At 50.9% G+C, this 7,399-nt stretch carries 8 protein-coding genes and 1 other RNA gene; all 9 read left to right on the forward strand.

Annotated elements, in window-relative coordinates:
• Positions 1-59 precede the first annotated feature (59 nt).
• The 9 genes from rho (at position 60) to M1D70_RS00700 (ending at position 7,269) form a co-directional block, all read left to right on the forward strand.
• Entirely contained in the window at positions 60-1,388 is a 1,329-nt protein-coding gene (gene rho, locus M1D70_RS00660) for a transcription termination factor Rho (RefSeq protein ID WP_009595519.1), read from the forward strand.
• A gap of 32 nt (positions 1,389-1,420) precedes the next feature.
• On the forward strand, positions 1,421-2,698 hold the full coding sequence (locus M1D70_RS00665; protein WP_456288867.1) for a radical SAM protein: 1,278 nt from the start codon (positions 1,421-1,423) through the stop codon (positions 2,696-2,698).
• A gap of 172 nt (positions 2,699-2,870) precedes the next feature.
• Positions 2,871-3,068 (forward strand): 50S ribosomal protein L31, encoded by a 198-nt coding sequence (rpmE, locus tag M1D70_RS00670; protein ID WP_006207505.1) that lies wholly within the window; start codon positions 2,871-2,873, stop codon positions 3,066-3,068.
• Between the two features lie 117 nt (positions 3,069-3,185).
• Positions 3,186-3,452: signal recognition particle sRNA large type (ffs, locus tag M1D70_RS00675), an RNA gene on the forward strand.
• Positions 3,453-3,748: 296 nt separating this feature from the next.
• On the forward strand, positions 3,749-5,464 hold the full coding sequence (gene dnaX / locus M1D70_RS00680) for a DNA polymerase III subunit gamma/tau (protein WP_009595512.1): 1,716 nt from the start codon (positions 3,749-3,751) through the stop codon (positions 5,462-5,464).
• A gap of 40 nt (positions 5,465-5,504) precedes the next feature.
• Complete coding sequence (locus M1D70_RS00685) at positions 5,505-5,816, forward strand: YbaB/EbfC family nucleoid-associated protein (protein ID WP_009595540.1); 312 nt, start codon at positions 5,505-5,507, stop codon at positions 5,814-5,816.
• A gap of 25 nt (positions 5,817-5,841) precedes the next feature.
• A complete protein-coding gene (gene recR, locus M1D70_RS00690; RefSeq protein ID WP_456288868.1) occupies positions 5,842-6,441 on the forward strand; it encodes a recombination mediator RecR in 600 nt (199 codons plus the stop codon).
• Positions 6,442-6,665: 224 nt separating this feature from the next.
• A complete protein-coding gene (locus M1D70_RS00695; protein ID WP_009595542.1) occupies positions 6,666-6,953 on the forward strand; it encodes a hypothetical protein in 288 nt (95 codons plus the stop codon).
• Positions 6,954-6,999: 46 nt separating this feature from the next.
• The gene (locus tag M1D70_RS00700) at positions 7,000-7,269 is read left to right on the forward strand and encodes a pro-sigmaK processing inhibitor BofA family protein (protein ID WP_009595500.1); all 270 of its coding nucleotides are present in this window, start codon (positions 7,000-7,002) and stop codon (positions 7,267-7,269) included.
• Positions 7,270-7,399 lie beyond the last annotated feature (130 nt).

Genomic DNA, 7,399 nt, shown 5'->3' on the forward strand with positions numbered 1-7,399 from the left:
CTACATGACAGCAGGGAACTGCTGCGACAGAAACAAATAATTGAATAGGTGGTTATTGAATGGATTTACAAATAGCCGATTTGGAAGGCATGAAGCTGACGGATCTGTATAAGCTGGCCAAGAAGTATCAGATTCCTTATTATGGCCAGTTGAAGAAAAAAGAATTGATATTTGCCATTCTCCGGGCGCAGGCCGAACAGAGCGGCTTGATGTTCATGGAGGGCGTACTCGAGATTTTGCCGGAAGGATACGGCTTTCTGAGACCGATCAACTATTTGCCGAGCACGGAGGATATCTACATTTCGGCCTCCCAGATCCGCAAATTCGATTTGCGGACCGGAGATTTGGTTTCAGGCAAATGCCGGACGCCGAAAGAGAACGAACGTTACTTCGGGCTGCTGCAGGTCAACGCCGTCAATGGCGAGAATCCTGCCGTCGCAGCGGAACGATTACACTTCCCAGCCTTGACTCCTCTATATCCGCAAGAAAAGCTTGTTCTTGAAACATCCCCTAATCAGTTGTCAACCCGAATTATGGATCTGCTTGCACCCGTAGGTTTAGGACAACGCGGTTTGATCGTGGCACCGCCAAAAGCAGGGAAAACGCTCCTCTTAAAAGAAATCGCCAACAGCATCTCAACCAACAATCCAGAGATTGAACTGTTTGTTTTACTCATCGATGAACGGCCTGAAGAAGTGACGGATATGCAGCGTTCCGTTAAGGGTGAGGTGGTTGCTTCTACTTTTGACGAGCTTCCGGAGAACCATATCAAAGTGGCGGAACTGGTATTGTCGCGCGCCTTGCGGCTGGTGGAGCATAAGAAGGACGTGGTTATCTTGCTGGACAGCATCACCCGTCTGGCCCGTGCGTACAACCTGGTTATCCCTCCGTCCGGCCGAACGCTGAGCGGCGGTATTGATCCTGCGGCATTCCATCGGCCGAAACGTTTCTTCGGATCGGCTCGTAACGTGGAGGAAGGCGGAAGTCTGACGATCCTGGCGACAGCCTTGGTTGAAACCGGATCTCGGATGGATGATATCATTTATGAGGAATTTAAAGGCACAGGCAACATGGAGCTGCACTTGGACCGCCGCTTCGCGGAACGCCGTATTTTCCCGGCGATCGATATTCGTCGCTCCGGTACCCGGCGCGAAGAGGTGCTGCTGAACAAGGATGAACTGGATACCATTTGGGCGATCCGCAAAAATATGAACGACTCTGCCGATTTTGTGGAAGGCTTCCTTAAAAAAATGCGTGAGAGCAAGAATAACGCGGAGTTCTTGGCATCATTTGACGTGAATGCCAACAACGGCGGCGGAACCGGGACTCAGGGCCAGACAGCCAGACGTCCATCGCGTGCATCTGCGGCGACGGCCCCTCAGAGCTAAGCCCTGAATCAACCGGAGAATAGGAGATCAACATGTATTTGGTTTATGCAGATGAACAAGGGAATGTATACGATCATTCCGAGCTGTTCGGGATGGCCCGCAGCGGAGATATGATCGTCGAGATATTGGAGGATGAATTGATACCTTTGCCGGAGGGAGCTACGCTGGTCGGACTGCCGAGTACCCGAGCGATCGGAATGGATCCGGAGACCGGTGACATGATGCCGCTTGAGGACGGGTATACGGCTGTCGGAGCGCTTCTGCCGCAAGGCTACACCCGGCTCTGCCTGCCGGGGTACGTGAAGTCGGACAAGGAGTATAAGCTGCCGCTATTTGGTTATTCGGCAGTCGTATGGAAGGATGGCGCTTTCTATACGACGGCGCGTTTGTCCGACGATCCCGAGAAATGGAATCCTGTGAATTGTGACCTGGACGACCTTGAGCTTGGGGTTAAGACGCTGAAGGAGAAGTATCCCGAGAACCGGCTCTACGAACATCTGTCTAACTGTGCGTTGGGATACGAGTGCCTGACGGCGTCCAACACCTTCCTGAATCGCTGGGAAGGCGCGGTTCCCGTGTCTTACTCCTGCAATGCGGGCTGCTTCGGTTGCATTTCGGAACAGCCGGATGACAGCGGTTTTGTCTCCCCGCAGACGCGCATGAACTTCCGTCCGAGAGTGGATGAACTGGTGCAGGTCATGCTGGAGCATCTGAAGACCCCGGAGTCGATCATCAGCTTTGGCCAAGGCTGTGAGGGCGAACCCTCCACCCAGGCGAAGATCATTATAGAGGCCATGAGAGAAGTCCGGGCACAGACCGACATGGGTTACATTAATATTAACACCAATGCGGGACTGACCGATTTTATCCGCGGTATCGTGGATGCGGGTCTTGATCTGATGAGAGTCAGCACGATCAGTGCATTGGATGCCCATTATAACGCATACTACAAGCCAAGAGGCTACACGCTCGCTAATGTGGAGAAATCTCTTCGTTACGCAACGGATCAGGGCGTATATACATCCATTAACTATCTGATCTTTCCGGGCGTGACCGACCGCGAGGAAGAGCTGGAAGCCATGATCGAGTTTGCCCGGCGCACGGGACTCAAATTGATTCAGCTTCGCAATCTGAATATTGACCCTGAGAGCTATCTTGGCCTCATCCCGCCTGCGCAAGGCGAGATTCTCGGAATGAAGCAGGCGATCGAGATCATGCAGGAGGAGCTGCCGGATGTGGTGATCGGCTCCTATACGCATGTGCCCCCTGCTGGGCAGGCGAGACCGAAAAAGCGGCCTTCGATTATTTAACCGGCACGGACTCGAATGTGCTAAAAATAGGGTGTAGTTCCAATTGCGGACTTGTCTGATGATTTGTGTATGGACTATTGCGCATTCAATATGCTCGTGCTATACTCCTTTTATGTGTCCATATAACTCTGGGTCCGCATGAGGCTCAGGGCGGAAAGAGGTGAAAGCTACAATGAAACAAGATATTCAACCGAAATATCACGTTACTACAGTTACTTGTGCTTGCGGTAATACGTTTGAAACAGGTTCTGTGAAACCCGATCTTCGTGTAGAGATTTGCTCGAACTGTCATCCGTTCTTCACAGGTAAACAGAAATTCCTGGATGCTGGCGGTCGTGTTGATAGATTCAAGAAGAAATACGGTATCTAATAAACAAACCCTTCGCCCTTGTGGCCGAAGGGTTTTTGTCTGTCTGCAGGGCTGATGGAGTATGCAACTTTTTCCGTCGGTTGCTTTTTTGGTAGCCATGCGATATACTAAAGTTCGCCGTGCTAGACGGGGAGGTAGCGGTGCCCTGTAACTCGCAATCCGCTGTAGCGAGGTTGAATTCCTGTTAGAGGTGTTGTCGATGTGAGGCTGGTCCCTGCGCTCAACGTTGACGGTTGGGTCCTCCGCAATGAGCACTTGTGAACCTGGTCAGGTCCGGAAGGAAGCAGCCATAAGCAAGACCGCTTTTGTGCCGGAGGAGTGCCTAGCCCGAGTTGCTGCTCAGGATTGCCGCTCGGATCGCAATGATCAATAACAGGTGCACGGTATACATATCTGCACATAACACCTTTGCCTTTGGCAAGGGTGTTTTTTGTCGAGGCGGGATTCTATATTGGAGCGAATGCTTCACGTGAACTTTGGATAAAGTTTTCCAAGTAAACGTTTTGCTAAGGCAGGGGAAAGTAGTATAGAATGTAGTATAATATAACCGTCGACTCATGCCGTTTAGGCTGGGATTGACCATGAATATAACTTGTAAAGCACGTGATGATTGGGCTTTGAGTGTGAGCCTTGGATGTCCTAATCTTCGCGAAGTGGAAGTTGAAAGAGGGTAAAGCATAGTGGAACATATCGCGTTATATCGAGCTTGGCGACCACAGTCGTTCGGCGACATGGTGGGCCAGCAGCATATTATCCAGACCCTGCAGAATGCCATTCGCGAGCAGCGGGTTTCCCATGCCTACCTGTTCAGCGGTCCACGGGGTACGGGCAAGACCAGTGCCGCTAAAATTTTGGCCAAAGCCGTGAACTGCGAGCATGGTCCGGCTGAGGAACCCTGCAATGCATGCGAGGCCTGCCGGCGCATAACGTCCGGAGCCGTCATGGATGTCCAGGAGATCGATGCGGCATCCAACCGCGGCGTCGAGGAAATCCGTGATTTGCGGGAGAAAGTCAAATACGCACCGACCGAAGTGCGGCGCAAGGTTTATATTATTGATGAAGTACACATGCTGACGACGGAAGCGTTCAATGCCTTGCTGAAAACGCTGGAGGAACCGCCGGCACATGTGATGTTTATACTAGCGACAACAGAGCCGCACAGGCTTCCGGCAACGATTATCTCACGCTGTCAGCGGTTTGACTTCCGTAGGGTTTCCCTGGAGGAACAAACCGGACGTCTGGAGCAGATCTGCGGGGAAGAAGGCATTACGGCTGAGCATGAAGCGCTGCAGTATATTGCGCGTCTATCGGATGGCGGTATGCGGGATGCATTGAGCATTCTGGATCAGATCGCTTCCTTCACTGGAGGTACCGTATCTTACCGGCAGGTCATGGACATGACGGGAGGCATTGCCTCAGAGCAGTTTGGCCGTCTGGCCGGCGCCGTGAAGCAGGGGGATGCCGGATTGGTCCTGCAGATCGTGGAGCAATTTATGCAGGAGGGAAAAAGCGCAGATAAATGCATGGAGAATCTCCTGTACTATTTCCGCGATTTGCTTATGATCAAGATGGTTCCCGATGCCGACAAGCTGACCGATCGGGTTTTGAACCCGGCCGAGTTTCAGGAGATGGCTAATGCCTTCAGCCGGGATGAGCTGTTTCAAATGATCGATACGCTCAACCGTTATCAGAGTGAGATGAAATATGCCTCGCAGCCGCAAACCCTGTTTGAGGTGGCACTGCTCAAGCTTTCCGGCATTACCCAATCCGGGGGCGGGTCCGCAGCTGTCCATTCTACCGCCGATGCGGGAGAACTGGCTCAGCTGAAGCAGCATGTAGCCGCACTTGAGAAAAAGCTGGAGCGTCTGATTCAAAACGGTGTTCCTGCATCGAATCAACGCGAACCCGCCAAGTCTGCCCGTACACCTGCACCGAAAGCAGCTTCAACGGCCAAGATTCCGCAGCATATGGATCAGTACGTATCCTCCCGGACCGGAGAGGATTATACCGCTGTACATCGGCAGTGGGCCCAAATTCTGCAGAACGTGAAAGAGGAGAAGGTAACGGTTCACGCATGGCTGATGGATGGTGAGCCCGTATCCGTATGGGAAGACAAGGTTCTTGTCGCTTTCAAAAACAACATCCACCGCGAAACCACGGAGAAACCTGCCAACAAACAGGTGATTGAAGGGGTTCTTGAGTCTATGCTCGGCAAGCCGTATCATCTGGTGACCATGATGCTTCGCGACTGGAATGATGCGGTGGAAGGAGTCGGCAAGCCTCAGGCGGAAGAGCTTAAGCTGGAACATGAAGAAGCTGATGCCGGTGGAGAAAAACCATGGATTGATGAGGCGATCCAGCTGTTTGGAGAAGACCTCGTTGTCATAAAAGACTAGCGCGTCCCTACGTGCACCCTATTATAAGGAGAGATGAATCATGAATAATATGAACCAAATGATGAAGCAAGTGAAAAAGATGCAGGAGCAAATGCTGAAGGCGCAGGAAGAGCTTGCTACAAAAACCGTTGAAGGAACTTCCGGCGGCGGCGTGGTTACCGTAGAAGCGAATGGCCATAAACAAATTTTGTCCATCAACATCAAGCCTGAGGCAGTTGACCCGGATGATGTGGAAATGCTGCAGGATCTGGTGCTGACTGCGGTTAACGATGCACTTGCCAAGGCTGAAGAAATTGCGAACGCCGATATGGGCAAATTCACCGGCGGCATGAAAATCCCGGGCTTGTTCTAAACTAACCTAGAAGGAGTAGTTACATTTGTACTATCCTGAACCGATCGCGAAGCTCATCGATGCCTTTACGCGACTGCCGGGTGTGGGGCCGAAAACGGCCGCCCGCCTGGCTTTTCATGTTCTGAACATGAAGGAAGATGACGTTATTGATTTTGCCAAAGCGCTAGTCAGTGTCAAAAGGAATCTGCACTACTGCTCCGTCTGCTGCAACATCACGGATACGGATCCATGCCGGATATGTCAGGACAAGACTCGGGATGCCTCGATCATCTGCGTTGTACAGGATGCGAAGGATCTGGTGGCGATGGAGCGCACGAAGGAATTCGAGGGCTACTATCATGTCCTCCATGGGGCCATATCTCCGATGGAGGGGATCGGGCCGGATGAAATCCGTTTGAAGGAGCTCCTCACGCGCTTGAGTGACGAACGAGTGAAAGAACTCATTTTGGCGACGAACGCTAATATCGAGGGAGAGGCAACGGCGATGTACATATCGCGCCTGGTCCGTCCTTTTGATATTAAGGTGACTCGTATAGCCCATGGACTGCCGGTTGGCGGCGACCTGGAGTATGCAGATGAAGTGACTTTATCCAAAGCGCTTGAAGGTCGAAGAGAACTGAACTGATATTGTTGATTCCCGCAGCATTTGATGGAAATATGAAAGCAACATAAGAACGAGCATTGGAAGCGATTCTGATGGCTCGTTTTTTGTTTGCACATTTCTAGGCCAAGAAAGTAGAAATTGAAAGTGTTCTTATGGTTCTAAGTTTGTCCCTCTCTCGATATGAATGTTACAGACGGTCTTTATAAGGGCAGGTTAATCATTCATATTCATAGGGAGTGAACGGAATGAAGATATGGTGGAAGTCGAGGAAGAAAGAAGAGGAAACGTATATCACGGCAGAGGAGCAAGAACGGATGTGGCATGTCTTCTTGGACGTCCAGAGATCCCAGATGGAGTGGGAGCGGGCGCACTTGCTGTTCCAGGAGGCTACGGGACAGGATCAGATCGATTATGCGATCTACATGTTGGAGGCGGCAGAGCGTAAATACCAGATGAATCTCAAACAGGCCAAGCAGCTCAATCTGGATGGAGCAAGGATGCAGTATATCGAGCAAAAAAGGGAGAATGGTTAAACGAGAGTTGATAGGATTCTTAATGACCTTTAAAGGAGGAGTATCTATGAAATTGATTGTGCTTGGCGTACTATGCATTTCGCTCTTGCTGCTTATCTATGTTGTGTTTAGAAAGAAGCTGGGGCTGGGATGGCTAACTGTATTCGGGGCGCATCTGGCCCTTTCGGCTGTAGCGATCTATGTTGTGAATTTCACCGGATTAGCAGCTGAAGCGTATATTCCTCTGAATCCGATGACCATAGGAACGGTCATGGTCCTTGGCTTGCCGGGTGTGGCCCTTCTTGTCGGTTTAAAATTTACGATATTAGGTAGTTGACGTATGCTTATATTCTATGATACATTAATGTTCGCCCGTTTGATTGCGGGTGATAGAGATTCACCGGTCAGGCAGAATATGGATTAGAAAAATAATTAAAAAACTCTTGACCAACAGCAAGCTAGTATGA

This window comes from Paenibacillus sp. AK002 (genome assembly GCF_053903045.1).

Bases quoted from the DNA above. Each gene is read 5' to 3' on its own strand.
- M1D70_RS00685 (WP_009595540.1), top strand. From the start codon at position 5,505: ATGAATAATATGAACCAAATGATGAAGCAAGTGAAAAAGATGCAGGAG.
- M1D70_RS00695 (WP_009595542.1), top strand. From the start codon at position 6,666: ATGAAGATATGGTGGAAGTCGAGGAAGAAAGAAGAGGAAACGTATATC.
- M1D70_RS00665 (WP_456288867.1), top strand. From the start codon at position 1,421: ATGTATTTGGTTTATGCAGATGAACAAGGGAATGTATACGATCATTCC.
- M1D70_RS00700 (WP_009595500.1), top strand. From the start codon at position 7,000: ATGAAATTGATTGTGCTTGGCGTACTATGCATTTCGCTCTTGCTGCTT.
- rpmE (WP_006207505.1), top strand. From the start codon at position 2,871: ATGAAACAAGATATTCAACCGAAATATCACGTTACTACAGTTACTTGT.
- rho (WP_009595519.1), top strand. From the start codon at position 60: ATGGATTTACAAATAGCCGATTTGGAAGGCATGAAGCTGACGGATCTG.